The organism is Pedobacter miscanthi, assembly GCF_032678605.1.
Classification (GTDB): Bacteria; Bacteroidota; Bacteroidia; order Sphingobacteriales; family Sphingobacteriaceae; genus Pedobacter; species Pedobacter miscanthi_A.
Genome location: NZ_JAVTSU010000002.1, coordinates 439218 through 461488 on the forward strand (window position 1 = coordinate 439218; position 22271 = coordinate 461488).

The window sequence follows — 22271 nt, forward strand, 5'->3', positions numbered from 1 at the left end:
ATCAGCGTTTATTAGGTATGACGAGATTTTTTTTTACACTCATAATCTGCCTCTTCTATTTACAATCGTTTGCCCAAGATTCTGTTGCTGTAAAAAGAGAGTTTGCCAATAGAGAGTATATTCATCTTTATAAAGAAAATGCCGATTTAGCTTATACTTCTCCTGGTGGCGAATTGGGCGCCCCTTCTAAATATGTAATCAACGGGCGGCTTACCACTACCTATATGCTATTGGGTAGTTACAAATCGCCTATTGCCCTTGCCATTATCCCTGATTTTACGGTACGTGTGCGGAACGAATTTTCGGCAGGTGTTCGCACACCGAGTTATCGTTTGGGTTTTGCTGTATTTGCGAGATTAAATCCCGATCCGGCGCATTATAAATATACTGAACTGGCTTTTACGCACCATTCTAACGGTCAGGATCAGAGTGCATTTAATCCTGATGGTACAATTAATACCCGTACAGGAAATTTTAATGCGAATTATTTAACACTTTCTTATCGTTTTGGCGATTTTACTTCCATTAACGCCGATGAAAGCTATTACTCCTTCAATCATCGGGTGGGTTTGCAATGGTATAAGTTTTTTCGCTACGAACCAGCACTTAATGAAGGTTTTGGATTTACACGCGTTTTATATAATTTCTCCTGGCGCCGGTATGATGAGATAGAAAAAAATGCAAAGAACAGGCGCAAAGTTAAAACCGAAAAAGAAACCTGGCGTTTAAATACAGAGTTATCTTATGCGGTAAACAAAATTCCATCGAAAAATTTTGCCAATATCCAGAAGCGGCTTAATGCCGAAATTAATTTTAATTACAGCTTCCCGTTTATGCATAATGTGTTTTTAATGGCTGCGGCAGGCTATTATGGTGAAGATAATTACAATATCTATTTCCAGGATCATTATGCTTATGTCCGCTTTGGCTTATCATCTGGTTTCCTTAGAAATAGAAGCCGACATTATGACAATTAATCGGTAATACAGATTGGTTTTGGCTTTCTTTTTGATAAAATTTTTAGCATTTTTGCGGATTGAAATCCGGTCTTTTTCAAAGCCGGTTTTTGGCCCCAACTTTAAATAAAATATGAGCAATAAATCTATCGACCTCGGCGAGCAAAAAGATGTAGAAGTATATGGTGCGAGGGTACATAATTTAAAGAATATAGACGTTAGTTTTCCGCGAAACGAACTTGTGGTAATCACGGGTTTAAGTGGTAGCGGTAAATCTTCATTGGCTTTTGATACCATTTATGCGGAAGGGCAACGCCGTTATATGGAAACATTCAGCGCTTACAGCCGCCAGTTTATGGGGGGGATGGAGCGGCCTGATGTAGATAAGGTTTCGGGATTAAGCCCGGTAATTGCCATTGAGCAAAAAACCACCAGCAAAAATCCACGTTCTACCGTAGGTACCATTACCGAGATTTACGATTTTATGCGTTTGCTCTACGCCCGTGTTGCCGATGCTTACTCATATAATACCGGTGAGAAAATGGAGCGCATGAGCGAAGACCAGATCCTGCAGAATATCTTTAATAAATTTGATGGGGTTGCTGTAAATATCTTAGCTCCGGTAGTTAAAGGTAGAAAAGGACATTACCGCGAACTTTTTGAGCAAATCCGTAAACAGGGTTATGTAAAAGTGCGTGTAGATGGAGAAATAAAGGATATTACTGCTAAAATGCAGGTAGACCGTTATAAAATCCATGATATTGAAGTCGTAATCGACCGGTTGATTGTTGATGTGAAAGATAAAAAACGCCTACTCGATTCCTTGCAGATTGCAATGAAAATGGGCAAAGGTGTAATCAAAATCAGCGATAAAGATAATAATGTAGCACATTTTAGTAAGTTTTTGATGTGCCCAACCACGGGTATTTCTTACGACGAACCCCAACCGAACAGTTTTTCGTTTAACTCGCCCTACGGTGCCTGCGAGCGTTGCGATGGTTTGGGTTATATTTTTGTGGTGGATAAGGAATCGGTTATCCCGAACCCAAAACTGAGTATTTTAAACGGTGGTTTAGCGCCTCTGGGCGAATACCGCGACATCTGGATGTTTCAGGTGTTAAAAGCTTTGGCCAAAAAATACAGTTTTTCGCTTTCTACACCGATCGAAAAATTAAGTGATGAGGTGGTTAACATGATCTTAAACGGTTCGCCTGATCTGATCAAGGTTGAAGTAGAATATAATAAATGGAACGTTCAGAATTATAACATCACTTTCGATGGTATCATTAAAATGCTCGAAGAGCAGAACGAAAAAAGAAGCGAATCTGCATCAGATGATATGGACGAATTCAGGAAACTGAAAACCTGTCCCGAGTGCCATGGTGCCCGTTTGAAAAAAGAAAGCCTGCACTTCAAAGTGGATGGCAAAAATATATTCGAGCTTTCATCGATGGATATCAACAACCTTCATCAGTGGTTCGATAAAGTTGATGAACGTTTGTCTGACCGCCAGAATATTATTGCCAAAGAAATTTTAAAAGAGATTAAAGCGAGGATTGGGTTTTTAACCGATGTAGGTTTAACCTATTTAACTTTAGATCGTACCGCCCGTACACTTTCGGGTGGTGAGGCACAACGTATCCGTTTGGCTACACAGATTGGTTCGCAGTTGATGAATGTAATGTACATCCTTGATGAGCCGAGTATCGGTTTACACCAGCGTGATAACGAACGTTTAATCAATGCGCTGAAAAATCTCCGCGATCTGGGAAATACCGTTTTGGTGGTAGAACACGATAAAGATATGATTCTGGAGGCCGATTGGGTAATTGATGTTGGTCCTGGAGCAGGTATCCATGGTGGCACAGTGGTGGCCGAAGGAACTGCCGCACAGATCCTAAAATCGAACACCTTAACTGCCGATTATTTAAATGGCAAAAGGAAGATTGAAATGCCAAAAACCCGGAGAAAGGGCAATGGACATAAGTTATCGATTGTTAAAGCAACTGGACATAATTTAAAAGAGGTTTCAGTCGATTTTCCTTTGGGTAAATTTATTGCCGTAACCGGAGTTTCTGGTAGTGGAAAATCAAGTTTAATTACCGAAACTTTATACCCGATTTTAAACCACCATTTCTTCAGGGCCAAAAAAACACCTTTGCCTTACGAAAAAATCAATGGTTTAAAAGAAATTGATAAGGTGATCGAGATTGATCAGGCGCCGATTGGCAGAACGCCGCGTTCAAATCCTTCTACCTATACCGGGGTTTTCTCCGATATCAGAAATTTATTTGTTCAGCTGCCCGAAGCAAAAATTCGAGGTTACAAACCTGGTCGTTTCTCCTTTAATGTAAAAGGTGGGCGTTGCGAAACTTGTCAGGGTGCAGGTTTAAAAGTAATCGAAATGAATTTTTTACCTGATGTACAAGTGCCTTGTGAGGAGTGTGGTGGAAAAAGATACAACAGGGAAACTTTAGAAGTGCGTTTCCGTGGAAAATCCATCAGTGATGTGTTGGATATGAGTATCGAAGATGCCTGCAATTTTTTCGAAAATATTCCAATCATCTACAGAAAAATCAAAACTTTAAAAGATGTTGGCTTAGGTTACATCACTTTGGGGCAATCGTCGGTTACTTTATCGGGAGGGGAGGCGCAGCGTGTTAAACTCGCTACCGAGCTTTCTAAAAAAGATACCGGAAAAACCTTCTATATTTTGGATGAACCTACCACAGGGCTTCATTTCGAAGATATTAATGTGCTTTTAGGTGTATTACAATCGCTGGTTGATAAAGGAAATACCATTTTGGTAATCGAACACAATTTAGATGTGGTTAAGGTTGCCGATTGGGTGATTGATTTAGGTGAAGAAGGTGGTGCTGGCGGCGGAAGAATCTTATTTGAAGGTACACCAGAAGGGTTGATCCAGAATCCGATCAGTTTAACAGGCAAATTTTTGAAAAAGGAAATGGAGTGGATTCCACAGGCCGAAGTAGGAAGTCCGGAGGCCAAAGTCAAAACTCCAAAGAAAAGTAAAGCTGAAAAGAAGAAGTAGTCTGTGAGGCATCGTCTTTCCCAACTTGATTGGGAATCTTAATGCAATAAGCTTTAAGATCCCCGCCTGCGCGGGAATGACGATTACGGTAATGGAATTTGTTAATGGTAGCCTATCGAAGAACCTGTTTAAAATTATGTGTTTCGACGAGCTCCAACTTACTTATCAAATTGAAATTAACTTTGAAAATACATTTAACAAACTCCTAACCCCTCATCCGTTTTACATTACCCATTTTACATAACAAAACATGCTTTTTACCGATACCCATACCCATTTATATTACGAGCAGGATGCTGAAAAACAAGCGCAGTTAGTAGCGCGTTGTTTTGAAAACGATGTGAACCGTTTGTTTTTGCCCAATGTTGACGTGAAATCGATCGCGATGATTGATGACCTGGTGGCGAAATATCCTGAAAACTGTTTTGCAATGGCCGGTTTGCATCCATGCGATGTGAAGGAAGATTACCTGGCGCTGCTGGACGAGATCTACAAAAGTATTGACGGGCGGAAAATTTATGCCATTGGCGAAATCGGGATCGATCTGTATTGGGATAAAACCACACTGGCCATTCAGCAGGATGCTTTTCGTAAACAAATTGGCTGGGCCAAAGATTTAGGTTTACCGATCATAATCCATTGTCGTGAGGCTTTTAACGAAGTTTTTGAAGTATTGAAAAGCGAACGTGATGAAAAATTACGCGGTATTTTTCATTGTTTTACCGGTAATGTGGCGCAAGCCAAACAAGCCATTGATTTAAATTTTTATTTAGGTATTGGTGGCGTAGTAACCTATAAAAAAGCTGGACTGGATGCGGTACTGTCAGAAATTCCGCTGGCAAACCTCGTTTTAGAAACCGATTCGCCTTATTTGGCCCCGGTTCCTTTCCGTGGAAAACCCAATGAGAGCAGTTATTTGATTTATATAGCGCAAAAACTGGCTGATATTTATAGCGTTCCTATTGAAGAAATTGCAAATGTAACTACCGAAAATTCGAAGAAGGTTTTTGGAGTATAATCAATTCGTCATTGCGAGAAGGCTTTTTCAGCCGACGAAGCAATCTATTTAGTAGGTTTAGACGGCGGTCATTTCGATCCGATAGCTATCGGATGGAGCGTAACCTAAGGGAGAAATCTGCTGAGGTATCTATAATGCAGGATAATGATATTATTGATTTCTTATATTGCAAAATATCGACTATAATTTTATTATTTTGTTAAAATATTAACGTTTTTTAGCTTTTTTGTTGCTAATTTAAAAATCACGCCCGATCATTTGTAATTTTTTAGTTTCTTTGCGGTGAGCAACCTTCACTAAACCAAATGACCAAAATACTTATAATCTATACCGGTGGTACCATTGGTATGGTTAACGATCCTATAAACGGGATGCTAATTCCGTTTGATTTTGAGCAGATCAAAGAAAACGTACCCGAATTGGGCCGTTTAGATTACCAGTTAGACGTACATTCTTTTAACCCGGTTTTGGATTCATCAAACATGGATCCAGAAATCTGGAAAACGCTGGCTGAACTCATTTACAACAAATATGATCAGTATGATGGTTTTGTGATCCTTCATGGATCGGATACCATGGCTTTTACCGCTTCTGCATTGAGCTTTATGCTCGAGAATTTAGATAAACCGGTTGTTTTAACCGGATCGCAACTGCCAATTGGGGAGATCAGGACGGATGCCAAAGAAAATTTAATTACCGCATTAGAGATTGCCGCAACCAAAGAAGATGGCAAAGCATTGTTTCCGGAAGTTTGCATTTATTTTGATGCACAACTATTCAGGGGCAACCGTTCTATAAAATATAACAGCGAAAAATTTGAGGCTTTCCGTTCACCAAACTACCCAATACTTGCCGAGGCAGGTGTGCATTTGCAGTTCCATAGAAATTATATTCTTAAAGCAACAGCAGGTGAATTGAAATTACATACCAATTTTAATTCGAACATTGGGGTGTTAAAATTATATCCGGGTATAACGCCACAGGCTGTTCAGGCCATTACAGATTCAAAGGTTGATGCCATTATTTTAGAAACTTTTGGCTCTGGTAATACCAGCACCGCTGAGTGGTTTTTAGATAGTTTGCGTCAGGCGATTTTAAAAGGGAAAATCATCATTGATATTTCTCAGTGTAAAAAAGGTTCCGTACAGTTAGGACGTTACGAAACCAGTAGAGAACTACTTAAAATGGGTGTTTTAAGCGGTTACGATTTAACTTTCGAAGCCACTGTAACCAAACTCATGTTTGTAATGGGCTTAGGCTTATCGGTAGAAGAAAGCCGTAAATTAATGGACGAATCCTTGCGGGGAGAATTAACTAAAGATTAAACGTTGGTGGGAATTTGTAATCCGTCTAAAGAAACCTCTTAGGTTTCAAAAACCTAAGAGCTTTGATTAAAACTATGGATTTTGCGTTAGGGATTGTAAGGGTTCAGAAGCGCAGCCCTGAAAAGTCCGACCCTTGGGGAACGCCCAAATCAGTTTGCAGTTGGCAATTTATAGTTTTCAGTTCGAAGCTTTTTCTAGACCTCGCAGGTTTCACAAACCTGCGAGGGATGTACTACAATAAGTAAAACTTCTGCAATTATGAGCAACATCATTTCGGTTATCACTATTTAGCCCTATTTTTGCTATGGAAAGGTGTAAGGCGAAAGGTTTAAGGCATAAGCTTATGTCTTGATACTTGATACTCATGTCTTGATACTTATTAATCATGAAAATAGAACAAATATATACAGGTTGCCTGGCAGAAGCCGCTTATTACATCGAAAGCGACGGCGAAGCTGCGATTATTGATCCGCTAAGAGAAGTTGGCACTTATTTAAAGAAAGCTGAAAAAGCCGGAGCAGCCATTAAATATATTTTCGAGACACATTTTCATGCGGATTTTGTTTCTGGCCACGTAGATCTGGCAGAAAAATCGGGTGCCGAAATTATCTACGGACCAACTGCAAAAACTGAATTTAAATCGCACATGGCCAAAGATGGTGAGCAATTTAAAATCGGTAAGTTAACCATAACGGCATTACACACACCCGGACACACGTTAGAATCGACCACTTACCTGTTGGCCGACGAAAATGGCAAAGACCACTGCATTTTTAGTGGCGATACCTTGTTTATTGGTGACGTAGGTAGACCGGATTTAGCGCAAAAAGGACATTTAACAATGGAAGATTTAGCTGGAATGCTCTACGATTCGTTAAATGAAAAGATTAAACCTTTAGCTGATGATGTGATCGTTTACCCCGCACATGGCGCAGGTTCTGCCTGTGGTAAAAGCATGAGTAAAGAAACTTTTGATACTTTAGGGCATCAGAAACAGGTTAATTATGCCTTAAAAGCAGAAACAAAAGAACAGTTTATTGCTGAAGTAACGGACGGTATTATGCCTCCGCCACAATATTTTGCTAAAAATGCCGCCATTAATAAAGGTGGTGTAGAAAGTATTGATGAAGTTTACGAAAAAGGCCTGAACGCCTTAACGCCACAGCAGTTTGAAGATACGGCCAACCAAACGGGTGCGATTATGCTTGATACCCGCGACCCGCAGGTTTTTGCACAAGGTTTTATTCCAAATGCTATTAACATTGGTTTAAACGGACAGTTTGCGCCGTGGGTAGGCGCTTTGATCACCGATTTACAACAGCCTATTTTATTAATTACCGACCAAGGTAAAGAAGAAGAAACCATTACGCGCTTAACCCGCGTAGGTTACGATAGTACCATTGGTTATTTAGACGGTGGTTTCGAAAACTGGACTGCAACCGGAAAGGAAATTGATACGATCGAATCTATCTCGGCCGAAGTTTTTGAAGATGCTGCCTCAGATGGTACAATTACAGCGCTTGATGTGCGTAAACCCGGCGAATATGAATCAGAACACCTGGAATTTACACTGAGCCGTCCGTTAGATTTTATTAACGACTGGATGGGCGAGATCAACCCGAAATCTACTTATTATATCCATTGTGCAGGTGGTTACCGCTCGATGATTGCGGCTTCAATTTTAAAATCGCGTGGTGTAGAAAATGTAATTGATGTAGCAGGTGGTTATGGTGCCATAAAAAATACAGGTTTGAAAAGAACCGATTTCGCCTGTCCAAGTAAAGCAATGAAAGTCTTATAATTCGTCATTGCGAGGAGGAACGACGAAGCAATCTTAAAGCGAACAATAAACACCTGGATGTCTGAAAATCAAAATCATTACGACGTATTAATTATAGGTGCAGGACCAATAGGAATGGCCTGTGCAATTGAAGCCCAGAAAGCAAACCTAAGTTATGTAATTATAGAAAAAGGTGCTTTAGTGAATAGTTTATTTAACTATCCGGTATTTATGACTTTCTTTTCTACTTCTCAAAAATTAGAAATAGGAGGTGTGCCTTTTGTAACCATCAGTCCGAAACCTAACCGCAATGAAGCCGTAGAATATTATCGCCGTGTTGCCGAAAAATTCGATTTAAACATCAACCTTTTCGAAAGGGTACAACAGGTGGTTAAAAACGATCAGAATGTTTTTGAAATCAAGACATCAAAAACTGATTATACTGCTGGCAATGTAATTGTGGCAACAGGTTTTTATGATGTGCCTTTATTGATGAATGTTGCGGGAGAAGATTTGCCAAAAGTGACGCATTATTATAAAGATCCACACTTATATGCCTTTCAAAATGTAGTGGTGGTTGGTGCCAATAATTCGGGCGTTGATGCCGCATTAGAGACTTACCGCAAAGGTGCTAATGTAACCATGGTAGTGAGGAGTGGCGAACTTGGACCACATGTTAAATACTGGGTTCGTCCAGATATACAGAACAGGATTAAAGAAGGTGAAGTTACTGCCCTTTTCAATTCGGAGCTCGTTGAAATAAGAGAAGGTGAAGTAGATATTAAAACACCAGAAGGCATTAAAACCATTCCAAACGATTTTGTAATCGCCATGACGGGTTATCAACCAGATTTTTCAATGTTGAGGAAATTCGGTATAGACTTGCCTGAAACGTTATGTCCGGTTTATAACGAAGAAACCATGGAAACCAACGTAAAAGGTCTGTACCTGGCCGGAGTGGTTTGCGGTGGTTTAGATACACATAAACTTTTTATCGAAAATTCGAGGGTACACGCCGAAATCATCGTTAAGAATATTTTAGGTTAACCGCAACGATTATCTTAAGAGGTTTCGTAGGGGCAGTGCGGGGCAGAACCACGTAAGTCTGAGTTTCCGTCATTTCAAGCTGTAGGATGGGAATCTTAATGCTATTGATGGGCGCACGTTGTCGTCATTATAAGGCACTAAGCAATCTTACAACTGTGGGTGGGTAAAAAAGTATTAATTTATTTGGCACCTAGCGATCGTTGTAAGATTGCTTCCTCGGCTGAAAAAGCCTCCTCGCAATGACGACTTTTCTTATGGATCTGTTAATGGTAGCGCAGTGCAACCTGGTCGAGAACTACGTCAGGGCTCAACAAAGCTAAATCTATCTCGTGGTAAATCTCTCCCAAATATCGTCACCCTGAACTTGTTTCAGGGTCTTTCATTAAAGATAGATCTCTCCAATTCACTGCGTTCCAGTCGAGATGACGATCGTTTTATTGAAATTTCTATAGTAAAATTCTACGTTTCCCATATTTATAAGCCGCAAATAACATTAACGCGATAACTATAACCTGAAATAAGACTAGGAAATTGATCGGTGTTAAAAAAGTAGAAATAAATCCTTCCTCGGGCAGTATATCTGGGGTTGATTTTGCCTGGAGTGATAATGGGGGGTAAACTGTCCAGCCACTGCGTGATGGCGAATTAAGAAAAGCCAATAATGGAGTTGCTCTAATTATTAATGCTGAGAAGCCTAAACCTAAAATTAAAAATATACTGAGTGGTAATTTTCGATTGAAAGCGTGCCTGTTTTCTTTAATGAAATAGAGTATAAATGAGAAAACAATAAAAAACCAGAGTAAAAAGTGCTGGTTCGCAACAACAAAATAGGTGTCGTGTAGATTTAGATCAATTGATTCGCTAAAGATGGCTTTTCCAAATAAAGCTAAACCGGTAAGTATCGTAAATAACATACAGCCTATAAGCCATAAAGTTTCTTGTAATATTGGTTTGATCTTCATAGCGCGGGGCTTAGATTGGTTTGTATATTTAAGTTATTTAGATCGATCGTCATTCCCAACTCGATTGGGAATCGTAATGCCAGGTGCTTTAAGATTCCCGCCTGCGCGGGAAAGACGACCTAGCTATTAAAGTCTGTTAATGGCATATAAATTACCAATGATAGATTTTATATATAGAAGGGTCGTTATTGCAATGACGATCTTGTGCGCCATGTAATCTCAATTTCAATATTTTTTGGATTAAAATTGATTTCTTGGCACTACACTTCTATAAATCAATAAACAGGAACCTTTAGCGTACGCTCCAAAAAACTTTCAATCGCCTTTTCCACACCAGGCAAATCTTTAGAGGTAATATACGATCCCATTACATGGTTGCCTGCATTTGGGATAGCTGCTTTTTGTTTTAAATGATCTGGTGTACCCAGTTCATCGTACATTTTAAGCATGGCATCTACCCGAACCACCGGATCTTGTTCCAGTTCATTTTTATAATAATAAAGTAGTAATACAGGTTGTTTTACCTTTTGAAAGGTTGGTTTGATCATACTGGTTTCTGTAAATTCTTCCAGCTCCACCAGCGATTCGAGCCGGTAATGCGTGTACCAGTATTTTTTGTATTCATCGGTACGGTCGTCTACTTTGCGTTCATCACCACCAACCACCTTACGGGCTATCTGTAAACCCCATGGATTATTTAAAAGCCAGGCATTTTTATCGTTAATGGCCACATTTGGCGACATTAAAATCAAGCTGTTGATTTCGGGATAGGTTGCCGCTAATTTTAAAGCAACTGTTCCACCGGTAGAAGTGCCCACCAAAATTACTTTTTTGCCCAGTCTTTTACCTATGGCATAAGCCTGTTTACTGGTTTCCCAAAGGCGGTCGGCAGTAAAATATTGCATGGGTGCCAGGGTATCGATACCATGATCGGCCAGGCGGGCCAGGTATAAATTGGCATGCAGCTCTTTCGCTAAATTTAAATGTACAGGATTGCCTTCCATTTTTGATGCGGAAAAACCATGTAGATAAACAATGGCATATTCGGTTTGCTGATGAAGGCTGTCGGCCCAGATAATTTCGGCCTCGTTACCGGGTTTTATCTTGTGCATGGATTCGATACTGGCTATATAGCGGTCTAGGTCTTCCAGATCGGGTACTTTTGTCAGGTCCTCATTAAATACCGGTTTTTTGGGTTTTGGACCCAATAAGTAACCCGCGATAATTAATGCTGAAAGGCCAATGATTACTTTGTAGCGTTTTTTCATTACAGACAGAATATTGGTTTAAATGTAAAATTTGAAATTTAATAAAGCTAATATTTCTGACGAATTAATTATCGTATTGAGGGGTTTTTACCTGCACCAACCGATAATATTAAACCTGATAGCGCCAGATAGCCCACAGCCCGAAGCATGAGGGCGCGGACTACAGGCAATAGCAGGAGGGAAGATGTGGGATATAACCACCTAATGCTTTCCAAATCCTTAATATTACGCTTACAGATTACCGATTTATGGGAAATTAGCTTAAGTTTGCAATCAAAATTTTTCGACTTAATGCCGGGAATCGAACAGATAAAAACACCTATAGCTGCTGATATTAAAGCGTTTGAAAAAACCTTTAAGGAATCGATGCATAGCGACGCACCGTTGCTGGATAGGATTACCCATTATATTGTAAAGCAAAAAGGCAAACAAATGCGACCGATGTTCGTATTTTTTGCGGCTAAACTGTGCGGTGGAATTACCGAATCGACCCATCGAGGTGCGGCTTTGGTAGAACTTTTACATACGGCCACTTTGGTGCATGATGATGTGGTGGATAATGCTTACGAACGCCGTGGCTTTTTCTCCATCAATGCGTTATGGAAAAACAAAATTGCCGTTTTGGTTGGCGATTACCTGCTGGCCAAGGGATTGTTGCTTTCGGTAAACAATAACGAACACCGTTTGTTACAGATTGTATCGGAAGCGGTAAAACAGATGAGTGAAGGTGAGCTGTTGCAGGTAGAAAAGGTGCGGAGGATGGATATTTCTGAGGAATTGTATTTTGATGTAATCCGCCAGAAAACTGCTTCGTTAATTGCTTCCTGCTGTGCTGCAGGTGCTGCTTCGGCAGGTGCTGATGATGCTACGATAGAAAAAATGCGTTTGTTTGGTGAAAAAGTGGGGATTGCCTTTCAGATTAAAGATGATACCTTCGACTTTGGAACAGATGATGTTGGTAAGCCTGTTGGGATTGATATTAAAGAGAAAAAGGTAACGCTGCCATTAATTTATGCCTTAAACAGGGCCGAAAAAACGGAACGCAAAAAAATGATTAACCTGGTTAAAAACCATCAGGATGATCCGGTTAAAATTCAGCAGATTATTGATTTCGTAAATGCCCATGAAGGTGTTTATTATGCAAACCAGAAAATGGTAGAGTACCAGGATGAAGCATTTGAGATTCTGCACAGTTTTGATGCAGGCGAAGCCAGAACTGGTTTGGAACAGCTTGTACTGTATACCACTGAACGTAAAAAATAATGAGTAACGAATTACTTTTTAGCTTAGGTTTTTTGCTTTTTATTACATTGATCCTTGCTTTAGACTTAGGTCTTTTTAGCAGGAAAGAACATGTGGTGAGTTTAAAACAGGCTGGGGTAATGAGTTTAGTGATGGTAGCTTTGGCCATCGGTTTTTATTTTATCCTGTTAACGGAAGGCCACCAGCTTCACGGAATTAAGGATTTTGCCCATCTTAAAGAAGTAGTAAGCAAACATCAGGAGCATCTTAAGCTAATACCGGGCGATTTTGAAGGAAGTTTAGCCATTTACAAACAAAACCTCGGACTTGAATTTTTAACTGGTTACGTAATCGAATACGCGCTTTCGGTAGATAATATCTTTGTAATTGTACTTGTTTTCTCTGCTTTTGCAGTTGAAGAAAAATATTACCACCGCGTATTGTTCTGGGGGATATTGGGTGCAATCATCATGCGTTTCATCTTCATCTTTGTTGGCGCGGCGCTGATTACCAAATTCTCTTGGATACTTTATATTTTTGGCGCATTCCTTGTATTTACAGGCATCAGGATGTTTTTTAGTAAGGAAGATGATGATAAAATTGATCCTGAAAACCACCCTGTGGTAAAATGGGCTTCCAAAATATTTTCCATACATCCGAAATACGAGGGTAAAAACTTCTTCGTTAAAATTAACCATAAAACATTGGTTACTCCATTGTTTTTGGTGTTATTGATTGTAGAATTTACTGATCTGTTGTTTGCGGTTGATTCTATCCCGGCTATTTTTGCGGTCACCAAAGATCCTTACATTGTATTTTTCTCTAATATTTTTGCCATCATGGGCTTACGTTCCATGTTTTTTTTACTGGTAAATATCATCCATAAATTCCATTACTTAAAAACGGGTTTAGCCTTTTTACTGGCTTTTATCGGCATAAAAATGCTAGGCCATACCTATCTTGAAAAGTGGGGTTTCACCACCGAGCATTCACTGATTGTGATTTTAAGTATTCTGGTAATTAGTATAGTCGCTTCTTTGGTTTTTCCGAAGAAAAAGGCGAATGTACAATCTTAGTTTATCGTTTGTCATTCTGAGCGCAGCGAAGAATCCCCTGCCTATGAAACAGATGCTTCGTGCCTCAGCATGACAGCAAATTGTGCGTTACTCTAAAGCAAAATATACGTTACAGCTACTATTATATGCCTAAAATTTGTATTTTCAACAGATAAACTAAACCTAATGAAATACCTTTTCTCTACAGCGCTTCTTTTTACAGTTTTATTTGCCAATGCACAGGATAAATTCGGTGATGTTTTTGCAAAAATCAATACGGATGTACAGCAAAATTCTAAAGCATACCAAACCCTTAAATACGAAACAGAAACCATCGGATACCGTTTAACAGGTTCAGCAAATGGTGCAAAAGCAGAGCAATATGCATTTGATTTATTGAAATCTTATGGCTGCGACGTAAAATTTCAACCTTTTGAGGTCGAAAGCTGGGCCCGGAAAACCATCAGCGTAGAAATTGGTGCGGATAAAAATAGCCTGGTTAAAATTAAAGCTGTTACGCTGGCGCATTCGCCGGTAAACGCAGATGTTACAGGTGAAATTGTGGATGCGGGCAATGGATTGGAAGCAGATTATCAGGCCAGTCCGGAAAAATTTAAAGGTAAAATCGCATTGATTTATCTTGGGGTATTACCAGGCTCGCCGACAGGAACAAAATCATTGCACCGTTCTGAGAAAACTGCTATTGCTACAAAATATGGTGCCACTGGCGTAATCATTATCAATACCGTAAAAGATGGTGTACTGTTAACCGGAACCGCTTCGGTAACCGGTAAATTAATCCCGATCCCGGCTGTTTGTATCGGTTTGGAAGACGGGATGGCACTTAAAGAGAAGATTAAAACGCAGACACAAACGGCACATATCGCCATGACAAATTTCTCTGGATTGATCAAAGCCCGCAATGTAGTGGCTACTTTTAAGGGAACAGAATTGCCGAAAGATAAAATTGTTGTCGGCGGGCATTTAGACAGCTGGGATTTGGCAACAGGTGCTATCGATAATGGAATCGGTTCTTTCGCAATTATGGATATGGCCCGTACTTTCAAAAAGCTGAATTTAAAAACCAAACGAACGGTAGAATTTGTATTGTTTATGGGCGAAGAACAGGGTTTGTTGGGATCAAAAGCTTACATCGAACAAGCAAAGAAAGACAAAACCTTAAATCAGGTGAAGTTTATGCTGAATTACGATATGACCAATGATCCAAAAGGATTTTCTACTTCAAGAAGTGAAATGAAAGCACTTTTTACTTCCTGGGGAGCAGATATTGTTAAAATTGATACCGGTTTTAAAAACCTGTTTAATGCAGGTGCAGGTTTGCATAGCGATCATCAACCGTTTATGTTAGCAGGTATCCCTACGGGCGGTGGTTTTGGCGGTAAACTACCTAATAACTCTGGCCCTTTTTATCATTCAGATGGCGATAGTTTTAAACTGGTTGATGAACAACAACTTAAAAATACGGTGCGTTATAGTGCCATGTTAACTTATGCGCTGGCAAATACACCGAAAATTCCGGTGGGTGTTCAGGGTGAAGAAGAGTTGAGGGCTTTCTTAGAATCGCAAAACTTAAAAGAACCTTTAACGATTGCAGGGGAGTGGAGGTGGAAATAGCCTGTGGATTGATTTCTTGATTTTCGCTTCGCGGATGATTGCACAGATTTTGGGATTACACAGATTTTAAAGCGATCCGTCATTTCGACCTTAGTGGAGAAATCTATAAGTTCGATTTAGTTCTGGTTTCACGGTTCAATCTTATTGTTAATTTAACGTTACAATACCTTAATCTTTTATTCCTGTTAGTGTTAAACTTGAACTTTGTTTTTGCTTATGTGGTTGTAAATCATATATTTGTTTTCGTGCCAAACAAAAAAACCGAGTAAAAATGAACAGAAAACGGAACAAAACAACCGTAATTTTTGTAAATAAAAATCAAAATTCGAGCAAACCAATCCAAGTTCCAACAGCATACGTTATACATTGGAAAAAGTATATTTTAGGTCTTCTGGGCTTATTTTTAATCCTTGTTGCGAGCATATTCTACCTGATCCGCAGCAATTCTAATGTCGAATTAGCAAAGGCAAAACTCGAAGTCGCACTTCTAAAAAGTAAAGATAAATTATCGGTTATTGATACTTCTTCTCTTAAAAAACATTATCAGTCCATAGATAAAAAACTGCTCACTATTAATAAGTATCTGAAAGCCCGCGGACTAAAGCCAATTTTAACGGGAAACGAAGGTGGAGAACAAAGTGATGATGTACTATCGGGTGAAGAAATAAGTGAATTTTACGATAACTACCTGAGTAAAATTGCTTACAATGTAGCCTACACCCCAATGGGTTACCCGCATTTGGGTACCATTACATCTGGTTACGGTCACCGTGAGAATCCTTTTACCGGAGAAAATGTAGAAACACACAAAGGATTGGATATCAGGGCTAATTATGGAGATCTGGTTAAATGTACCGCCAATGGCAAGGTTATTTTTGCAGGTAAACGTGGTGGCTACGGCAATTGCATCGTAATTAAACATGGCAATGGTTTCGAAACCTATTATGGTCACCTTTCTAAAATTTTGGTTGAAGAAGGCGACAATGTGATTGCCGGCAATAATATTGGCAAAGCTGGTTCAACCGGACGCTCAACAGGGCCTCATTTACATTACGAAGTACACCAAAACGGTAAAGTTATCAATCCAAGATCCTTTTTAACCCTGTAAAAACATGTTCAAGAAAAACAACCAGATTAAAGACTTAAATCAGCAGGAAATCTCAACCATCATCGGACTAGGTTTTACCATTACCGGCGAATTAAAAGGGAAAGCGGTAATCAGAATAGATGGAATCGTAGTTGGTAATGTAAATGTTGAAGGCGGTATTGTTTTAGGCGAAAAGGGCATGATTAAAGGTGATATCCAAACCGATTCTGCTATTATATATGGTACTGTTAAGGGAAATGTAAAAGCACAGAACCTGGAAATTAAAAAGACAGGCAGGGTAAACGGCGATATTAAAACAGATGCACTGGAAATTGAGATGGGCGCACAATACAATGGAAAACTCGAAATGCAACAGTCCGGTAAAATCGAAGAGCAGGTTACGGTAAAAGCTTAAGCTTTATCTATTGGTTGGTATTTCACTACTCCTACCCGCTAATATAGCTTTCCAATTGCGAAATGGTCTGTTTTTGATCGGCAATAATAAATTTTACCACGTCGCCGATGGATACCATACCTTTTACCTCGCCGCTTTCTACAATTGGTAAATGGCGGATGTGTTTATCCGTCATCAGTTCCATGCAAAGGTCGATACTGTCGCTCAGCTTGATGCTGATGGGATTGGCTGTCATCGCTTCTTTAATCAAAGTATCTTTTGATGATTTGCCTTGCAGGATGATTTTTCGGGCATAATCGCGTTCCGTAAAAATGCCCCGAAGCTGCCCGTCTTCCATCACCAATACGGCGCTGATATTTTTTTCTGTCATTACTTTTAAGGCATCTAAAACAGAAATATGCTCTGATACCGAAATAATGATGGCCTGTTTGGTATCCAGTAGATGTTTTACGCTTTTCATAAATGTTAATTTGGTTATAACAATTTAAGAAATAATTAGCTGTAAATCAAAGTTTTATTTTTAAGGTTTTTAAAAGAAGTCAAGTTTTAATATGCATTGTGCCATGTTAAAACTTGACTTCTTTGGGTTTTTAATGCAGGTCTGTTAAGCTAAATCTAACGGTTTCTGCTGTTCAATAAAGCTAATTATAAACAATAAAAAAGCCACTCAGTAAGTGGCTTGAAATATTAAATTGTGAACCCTGCTTGAAACCATTCGTAGGGAAAGAAATTTTGAAGCGTGCTATCGCTTTGCTTCGCGTACGCAAGCGCTTTCAAAAAATAAGTTCGGGGGTTAGGATAAAAAGCATTACCGCCAAAGACATAATAATCGTTAAAATATCCATTTTCTTTTAACTCATAAAGCGTGGTGAATAAATTATATTCGGCATCTTTTGTAGCATCATAGCTTTGATTAAAATATGTAACCGCTGATCCGTAGTACGCATTGAATTTAGAAATCTGTACGTTTACTGGGTCATTTGGATCTATTCCCGCATATTGCGTCAATTCGCTGAATTCGCGAAGTAACATAAAATCATCAAGAGGGGCACCTGCTGGGGCTTCTAGATTTGGTTTTCTTCCAATGTCTCTTTTGCCATATCCTAAATTACTCAAACACTTATTGTAATCTTTGCCAGCTGTTGTATTTGCTAAATTATCGATTAATTGTATGTAACAACCAATCGGATTACTTGGAGTGTCTTCTCCTGATACCAGGACTTTATTAGAAATAGTTAAGCTGTTTCTGTCAGCTTGTAATTCGCTTGATTCTTTAAGTTCAAGTTGTTCTTTTACACATGATGTAAAAAGAAAAGTTGTCATCATAATAGTGATGATTTTGAGAACGATAATTTTTTTTGTCATAGTTATTATTTAATGTGTTTTCAAATATACAATTATCAGGAACAGGTTTAATACCCAATAATGAGTAAATATAAAATGGCGATCACCGCAAAAAATATAAGAAATGATATCACTATTTTACAATCCTCCAACCGCTTTGCGCTTTTAATTATTTGGCTTTCACAAAGGGATGCCGTAACTTTGCATCACATTTAAAAACAAATAATTATGTCATCAGTAGAGACAACTTACATTCCTTACAAAGTTAAGGACATTTCACTGGCAGAATGGGGCCGTAAAGAAATCGGATTAGCCGAAGCAGAGATGCCGGGTTTAATGAGTTTACGTAAAGAATTCGGTCCATCACAACCGTTAAAAGGTGCGCGTATTGCAGGCTGTCTGCACATGACGATCCAAACGGCTGTTTTAATCGAAACATTGGTGGCCCTGGGTGCTGAAGTTACCTGGTCATCTTGCAATATTTTTTCTACACAAGATCATGCTGCTGCTGCAATTGCTGCTGCGGGTATTCAGGTTTATGCCTGGAAAGGTTTAAACGAAGAAGAATTCGACTGGTGTATTGAGCAAACGCTTCACTTCGGTCCGGAGCAACAACCGTTAAACATGATTTTAGACGATGGTGGTGATTTAACCAATATGGTTTTCGACCGTTTCCCTGAATTAATCGCAGCTATTAAAGGTTTATCAGAAGAAACTACCACTGGTGTTCACCGTTTGTACGAAAGAATGAAAAACGGAACATTGCATACTCCTGCAATTAACGTTAACGATTCGGTTACTAAATCTAAATTTGATAATAAATACGGATGTCGCGAGTCATTGGTTGATGCGATCCGTCGTGCTACTGATGTAATGATGGCTGGTAAAGTGGCTGTGGTTTGTGGTTATGGCGATGTGGGTAAAGGTTCAGCAGAATCGTTAAGTTCGCAAGGTGTGCGTGTTATTGTTACCGAAATTGATCCGATCTGTGCTTTACAGGCTGCAATGGAAGGTTACGAAGTTAAAAAATTAGCTACTGCAATTAAAGAAGCAGATATCGTGGTAACCACTACTGGAAACTGTGATATCGTTCGCGAGCAACATTTCAGGGCATTAAAAGATAAAGCAATTGTTTGTAACATCGGTCACTTCGATAACGAAATCGATATGGCCTGGTTAAACGGTGCTTATGGCGATACTAAAGTGGAAATTAAACCACAGGTTGATAAATATACCATTGATGGTAAAGATGTAATCATCTTAGCCGAAGGTCGTTTAGTTAACTTAGGTTGTGCAACTGGTCACCCAAGTTTTGTAATGAGTAACTCATTTACCAACCAAACTTTAGCTCAATTAGAACTTTGGACAAACACTGGTGCTTACGAAAACAAAGTGTACACTTTACCTAAGCATTTAGATGAAAAAGTAGCCCGTTTACACTTAGAAAAAATTGGTGTAGAATTAGATGTTTTAGATCAACACCAGGCTGATTATATCGGTGTACCGGTAGAAGGTCCGTTTAAAGCAGATACATACAGGTATTAATCCTGAGTCTTCAGTCGAGAGTCTGGAGTCGATATTTTTAAGAGGGATGTGCAAATTGCATATCCCTTTTTTATGCACAAACCTCGCAGGTTTTTCAGGGCGTAACGTCATCCTGAATTTATTTCAGGATCTATTTAGTAATAATTTAAATTTATGTCAATTTGGGCGTTACCCTTATCCCGATGAATAATCGGGAAAGGGTCGGGCTTTTCAGGGCTACGCTGCGCTTCAGTACCGATGAAGAATCGGTACTGAACCCTTACAATCCCTAACGCAAAACTCACCGTTTTAGATCAAACCCCGCAGATTTTAAAAACCTGCGGGGTTTCGTTATATTTGAAAAAACACAAACGATGAAAAAGTTAATATTTGCGCTGATACTAGGTTTATTTTCAGTTTCTGCAAATGCCCAAACTGCACCTCAAAAAACTGCAGCAGCAAAAGTAATTACCAAACAGGTGGTAGATACTGCCTGTGGCGAATGCCAGTTTAAAATGAAAGGTAAAGATTGCGAATTAGCCGTTAAAATAGATGGTAAACCTTATTTCGTAGATGGAAAAGGCATCGATGATTTTGGCGATGCACATGGCGAACATGGCTTTTGTAACGCCGTAAGTAAAGCAGAAGTTACCGGCGAAATTGTAAATAACCGTTTTAAAGCTAAAGAAATAAAGCTATTGCCGGTTAAGAAGTAGTAATATGCTTGACCACTAAGACACAAAGGCACGAAGAAACTATAAAATCTTTTTGTCTTAGTGTCTTTATGGTCAGTTTGCTTACTGGATAGCTATTATCTCTGTGCGCTCCGTGCCTTTCTTAGTGCTCTCTGTGGTTAAAAATGCGATTATTCAAATTCCTTTTCTAATCCAACTCTCAAATCGAAGAGCAACCACTGTTTGTTTTTAACATCAGCCTGTTTGGTTTTCAATAGCTGGATAAAATCTTTCACACCAATTTCTTCATTTCCATTACCGTGGATTAGTACAATACTACCTGCGTTGGGCTGTTGTCCTTTGGCTAGCCAGGCATCGCTTCCTACAGGAATTAATCCGTAAGCTTCAATCTTTTCTACAATGGTTTTATCAGATACCAATCCCGGAAAACGGAAAAATACCGATGGCGTTAAACCGTTTTTTAACATCAGTTTTTCGTTCTCCAATACTTCTACATCTAAATTGGTTCCAGGCGCCAGCAGAAAGTTTTCGGCCAGGGGCAATTTATTTACCTCATGATTGTAGGTATGGTTTACCCATGTAATATTCAGTTCCTTTTTCTCGACGAGACTTTTCAGCCAATTCAGGTCATCCTGGTGTTTGAGCATCCATTTGCCAGAAACCGAAACCGCAAGTGGCGCAGGCTGCTCTATCTTTTTAAATTCGTCAAAAACAGATTGAAAGATAATCCTGTCTAAAGCTTTATGCGATGGACAAAGATCGATGGTTAGGGTAATCCCCTTTTCATTCGGGATGGCGTGATCGATACCTGCATTTTGCAATTGAAGATCTTTTGCTGCCGCGGCTTCTATTGATTTAATGTAGGCTGTGCTTTTAAAAATGGCGAGTACATTCGGATATTGCAAACTGCTCAAGGCGTATTTACTGGCAAGATCTACTTTGGTATCTAAACTGTTTGGGTTAACCAGTAACAGATATTTTTGATTGTTTGCTGTAAAGCTTCTGATCGCTAAAAATGCATCTATTCCTTCAATATTGTTAGGGTCGAGGCTAATATTTTTTACTAGTGTTTTACTGCTGATCCTCGCCAATGCATAATTCACCTTGTATTTTTTAATGTCATCAAAATTTTGCGCGGGGGCTGCGACTCTTAATATGCATAGAGAAAATACAGTGAGGAGCAAAGACTTAGATAACTTCATATTTCCTTATTTAAAATCTTTCTAATTTAGCGCAAATCATTTATCTTTACAAAACATCCCCATGAATAAAGAAAAAGTAAAATTATGGTTTAAACGGGTAGGACTGGTTGGGTTTTTATTCTTCCTGATTAAAGGATTAATATGGCTTGTTGTATTTTACTTTATCGGCAAAAACGTTTCTTAAGTAGTTCATTTGTTCACTGGTCATTAGTTCATTGGGCCGTGCCAATCGTATAACATATCCAGACTTTTCTTAATGTCCTTAATTTCTTGATGGTCAGATTTACCTAAATGTAAACAGCATATTCGCCAGGAAATTCCACACAAACACAATTACAATGGCAAAAAACTTAGCTACGTAAAAGTTCGTTCCGTTTTTACGCTGGTGAAACAGGTAAATGATAAAGGTGTTTAAGCCCAGGCCTACTAAACTCACGACCAAAAATTTACCGAATTCAGTCGCCCAATGCGTGTTGGTGCTCTCGAATGTCCATACCCGGTTAATGAGGTAGTTATTGGTTACTGCCAAGGTAAAGCCAATGGCATTAGCAACGTATTTATTAATTTTAACCTTCTCTTTGCATAACCAGGTTGCGCCGAAATCAATCGCCATGCCAAGGAAACCTGTGAGTCCAAATTTTAAGATGCGGAAGAATAAATCCAT

21 protein-coding genes are annotated in these 22271 nt (G+C 39.2%); 15 read left to right on the forward strand and 6 right to left on the reverse strand.

Annotated features, from left to right (window positions below; genetic code table 11):
* Nucleotides 1–17: 17 nt before the first annotated feature.
* From R2R28_RS04685 to R2R28_RS04710, 6 genes are all read left to right on the forward strand, one after another.
* Nucleotides 18–977: a hypothetical protein gene (locus tag R2R28_RS04685; protein WP_316824547.1), complete on the forward strand. Its 960-nt coding sequence runs from the start codon at nucleotides 18–20 to the stop codon at nucleotides 975–977.
* A gap of 112 nt (nucleotides 978–1089) precedes the next feature.
* Nucleotides 1090–4008, forward strand: a complete 2919-nt coding sequence (gene uvrA / locus R2R28_RS04690) for an excinuclease ABC subunit UvrA (RefSeq protein WP_316824548.1) — start codon at nucleotides 1090–1092, stop codon at nucleotides 4006–4008.
* 250 nt (nucleotides 4009–4258) lie between these two features.
* Nucleotides 4259–5026 (forward strand): TatD family hydrolase, encoded by a 768-nt coding sequence (locus tag R2R28_RS04695; RefSeq protein WP_316824549.1) that lies wholly within the window; start codon nucleotides 4259–4261, stop codon nucleotides 5024–5026.
* A 305-nt stretch (nucleotides 5027–5331) separates the two neighbouring features.
* Entirely contained in the window at nucleotides 5332–6351 is a 1020-nt protein-coding gene (locus R2R28_RS04700; RefSeq protein ID WP_316824550.1) for a type I asparaginase, read from the forward strand.
* Nucleotides 6352–6736: 385 nt separating this feature from the next.
* Entirely contained in the window at nucleotides 6737–8152 is a 1416-nt protein-coding gene (locus R2R28_RS04705; protein WP_316824551.1) for an MBL fold metallo-hydrolase, read from the forward strand.
* Nucleotides 8153–8209: 57 nt separating this feature from the next.
* Nucleotides 8210–9178 (forward strand): YpdA family putative bacillithiol disulfide reductase, encoded by a 969-nt coding sequence (locus R2R28_RS04710; RefSeq protein ID WP_316824552.1) that lies wholly within the window; start codon nucleotides 8210–8212, stop codon nucleotides 9176–9178.
* A gap of 446 nt (nucleotides 9179–9624) precedes the next feature.
* On the opposite strand, the gene R2R28_RS04715 is transcribed toward R2R28_RS04710, so the two are convergent.
* Nucleotides 9625–10140, reverse strand: coding sequence for a hypothetical protein (locus R2R28_RS04715; protein ID WP_316824553.1), 516 nt, complete (start codon nucleotides 10138–10140; stop codon nucleotides 9625–9627).
* A 275-nt stretch (nucleotides 10141–10415) separates the two neighbouring features.
* Nucleotides 10416–11408: an alpha/beta hydrolase gene (locus R2R28_RS04720; protein WP_316824554.1), complete on the reverse strand. Its 993-nt coding sequence runs from the start codon at nucleotides 11406–11408 to the stop codon at nucleotides 10416–10418.
* A gap of 291 nt (nucleotides 11409–11699) precedes the next feature.
* On the opposite strand from R2R28_RS04720, the gene R2R28_RS04725 reads away from it, so the two are divergent.
* From R2R28_RS04725 to R2R28_RS04745, 5 genes are all read left to right on the forward strand, one after another.
* Nucleotides 11700–12671: a polyprenyl synthetase family protein gene (locus R2R28_RS04725; protein WP_316824633.1), complete on the forward strand. Its 972-nt coding sequence runs from the start codon at nucleotides 11700–11702 to the stop codon at nucleotides 12669–12671.
* A complete protein-coding gene (locus tag R2R28_RS04730) occupies nucleotides 12671–13726 on the forward strand; it encodes a TerC family protein (protein WP_316824555.1) in 1056 nt (351 codons plus the stop codon). The genes R2R28_RS04725 and R2R28_RS04730 overlap by 1 nt, the downstream gene beginning before the upstream one ends.
* 165 nt (nucleotides 13727–13891) lie before the next feature.
* Nucleotides 13892–15340, forward strand: a complete 1449-nt coding sequence (locus R2R28_RS04735) for a M20/M25/M40 family metallo-hydrolase (protein WP_316824556.1) — start codon at nucleotides 13892–13894, stop codon at nucleotides 15338–15340.
* Nucleotides 15341–15611: 271 nt separating this feature from the next.
* Nucleotides 15612–16448 carry a M23 family metallopeptidase gene (locus tag R2R28_RS04740; protein ID WP_316824557.1) on the forward strand — a complete coding sequence of 279 codons (837 nt, stop codon included), beginning with the start codon at nucleotides 15612–15614 and terminating at the stop codon, nucleotides 16446–16448.
* Nucleotides 16449–16452: 4 nt separating this feature from the next.
* Nucleotides 16453–16842 (forward strand): polymer-forming cytoskeletal protein, encoded by a 390-nt coding sequence (locus tag R2R28_RS04745; RefSeq protein ID WP_316824558.1) that lies wholly within the window; start codon nucleotides 16453–16455, stop codon nucleotides 16840–16842.
* A gap of 31 nt (nucleotides 16843–16873) precedes the next feature.
* Here the strand turns inward: R2R28_RS04745 and R2R28_RS04750 are convergent, their stop codons facing one another.
* Nucleotides 16874–17302 carry a CBS domain-containing protein gene (locus R2R28_RS04750; RefSeq protein WP_316824559.1) on the reverse strand — a complete coding sequence of 143 codons (429 nt, stop codon included), beginning with the start codon at nucleotides 17300–17302 and terminating at the stop codon, nucleotides 16874–16876.
* A 227-nt stretch (nucleotides 17303–17529) separates the two neighbouring features.
* On the reverse strand, nucleotides 17530–18207 hold the full coding sequence (locus R2R28_RS04755; RefSeq protein ID WP_316824560.1) for a hypothetical protein: 678 nt from the start codon (nucleotides 18205–18207) through the stop codon (nucleotides 17530–17532).
* 60 nt (nucleotides 18208–18267) lie between these two features.
* On the opposite strand from R2R28_RS04755, the gene R2R28_RS04760 reads away from it, so the two are divergent.
* From R2R28_RS04760 to R2R28_RS04770, 3 genes are all read left to right on the forward strand, one after another.
* Nucleotides 18268–18402: a hypothetical protein gene (locus R2R28_RS04760; protein ID WP_316824561.1), complete on the forward strand. Its 135-nt coding sequence runs from the start codon at nucleotides 18268–18270 to the stop codon at nucleotides 18400–18402.
* A gap of 12 nt (nucleotides 18403–18414) precedes the next feature.
* Nucleotides 18415–19731, forward strand: a complete 1317-nt coding sequence (gene ahcY / locus R2R28_RS04765; RefSeq protein ID WP_316824562.1) for an adenosylhomocysteinase — start codon at nucleotides 18415–18417, stop codon at nucleotides 19729–19731.
* 353 nt (nucleotides 19732–20084) lie between these two features.
* Entirely contained in the window at nucleotides 20085–20426 is a 342-nt protein-coding gene (locus R2R28_RS04770) for a DUF6370 family protein (protein WP_316824563.1), read from the forward strand.
* A 149-nt stretch (nucleotides 20427–20575) separates the two neighbouring features.
* Here the strand turns inward: R2R28_RS04770 and R2R28_RS04775 are convergent, their stop codons facing one another.
* Nucleotides 20576–21607 carry a polysaccharide deacetylase gene (locus R2R28_RS04775; RefSeq protein ID WP_316824564.1) on the reverse strand — a complete coding sequence of 344 codons (1032 nt, stop codon included), beginning with the start codon at nucleotides 21605–21607 and terminating at the stop codon, nucleotides 20576–20578.
* 61 nt (nucleotides 21608–21668) lie between these two features.
* On the opposite strand from R2R28_RS04775, the gene R2R28_RS04780 reads away from it, so the two are divergent.
* Nucleotides 21669–21791, forward strand: a complete 123-nt coding sequence (locus R2R28_RS04780; protein WP_316824565.1) for a hypothetical protein — start codon at nucleotides 21669–21671, stop codon at nucleotides 21789–21791.
* A 99-nt stretch (nucleotides 21792–21890) separates the two neighbouring features.
* Here R2R28_RS04780 and R2R28_RS04785 read toward each other — a convergent pair whose 3' ends face one another.
* Nucleotides 21891–22271 (reverse strand): GtrA family protein, encoded by a 381-nt coding sequence (locus tag R2R28_RS04785; protein WP_316824566.1) that lies wholly within the window; start codon nucleotides 22269–22271, stop codon nucleotides 21891–21893.

Bases quoted from the DNA above. Each gene is read 5' to 3' on its own strand.
- R2R28_RS04725 (WP_316824633.1), top strand. From the start codon at position 11,700: ATGCCGGGAATCGAACAGATAAAAACACCTATAGCTGCTGATATTAAA.
- R2R28_RS04700 (WP_316824550.1), top strand. From the start codon at position 5,332: ATGACCAAAATACTTATAATCTATACCGGTGGTACCATTGGTATGGTT.
- R2R28_RS04780 (WP_316824565.1), top strand. From the start codon at position 21,669: ATGAATAAAGAAAAAGTAAAATTATGGTTTAAACGGGTAGGACTGGTT.
- R2R28_RS04775 (WP_316824564.1), bottom strand. From the start codon at position 21,607: ATGAAGTTATCTAAGTCTTTGCTCCTCACTGTATTTTCTCTATGCATA.
- R2R28_RS04685 (WP_316824547.1), top strand. From the start codon at position 18: ATGACGAGATTTTTTTTTACACTCATAATCTGCCTCTTCTATTTACAA.
- R2R28_RS04730 (WP_316824555.1), top strand. From the start codon at position 12,671: ATGAGTAACGAATTACTTTTTAGCTTAGGTTTTTTGCTTTTTATTACA.
- R2R28_RS04740 (WP_316824557.1), top strand. From the start codon at position 15,612: ATGAACAGAAAACGGAACAAAACAACCGTAATTTTTGTAAATAAAAAT.
- R2R28_RS04705 (WP_316824551.1), top strand. From the start codon at position 6,737: ATGAAAATAGAACAAATATATACAGGTTGCCTGGCAGAAGCCGCTTAT.
- R2R28_RS04760 (WP_316824561.1), top strand. From the start codon at position 18,268: ATGAGTAAATATAAAATGGCGATCACCGCAAAAAATATAAGAAATGAT.
- R2R28_RS04750 (WP_316824559.1), bottom strand. From the start codon at position 17,302: ATGAAAAGCGTAAAACATCTACTGGATACCAAACAGGCCATCATTATT.
- R2R28_RS04720 (WP_316824554.1), bottom strand. From the start codon at position 11,408: ATGAAAAAACGCTACAAAGTAATCATTGGCCTTTCAGCATTAATTATC.
- R2R28_RS04755 (WP_316824560.1), bottom strand. From the start codon at position 18,207: ATGACAAAAAAAATTATCGTTCTCAAAATCATCACTATTATGATGACA.
- R2R28_RS04695 (WP_316824549.1), top strand. From the start codon at position 4,259: ATGCTTTTTACCGATACCCATACCCATTTATATTACGAGCAGGATGCT.
- R2R28_RS04770 (WP_316824563.1), top strand. From the start codon at position 20,085: ATGAAAAAGTTAATATTTGCGCTGATACTAGGTTTATTTTCAGTTTCT.
- R2R28_RS04715 (WP_316824553.1), bottom strand. From the start codon at position 10,140: ATGAAGATCAAACCAATATTACAAGAAACTTTATGGCTTATAGGCTGT.
- R2R28_RS04785 (WP_316824566.1), bottom strand. From the start codon at position 22,271: ATGGATTTATTCTTCCGCATCTTAAAATTTGGACTCACAGGTTTCCTT.
- uvrA (WP_316824548.1), top strand. From the start codon at position 1,090: ATGAGCAATAAATCTATCGACCTCGGCGAGCAAAAAGATGTAGAAGTA.
- R2R28_RS04745 (WP_316824558.1), top strand. From the start codon at position 16,453: ATGTTCAAGAAAAACAACCAGATTAAAGACTTAAATCAGCAGGAAATC.
- ahcY (WP_316824562.1), top strand. From the start codon at position 18,415: ATGTCATCAGTAGAGACAACTTACATTCCTTACAAAGTTAAGGACATT.
- R2R28_RS04710 (WP_316824552.1), top strand. From the start codon at position 8,210: ATGTCTGAAAATCAAAATCATTACGACGTATTAATTATAGGTGCAGGA.
- R2R28_RS04735 (WP_316824556.1), top strand. From the start codon at position 13,892: ATGAAATACCTTTTCTCTACAGCGCTTCTTTTTACAGTTTTATTTGCC.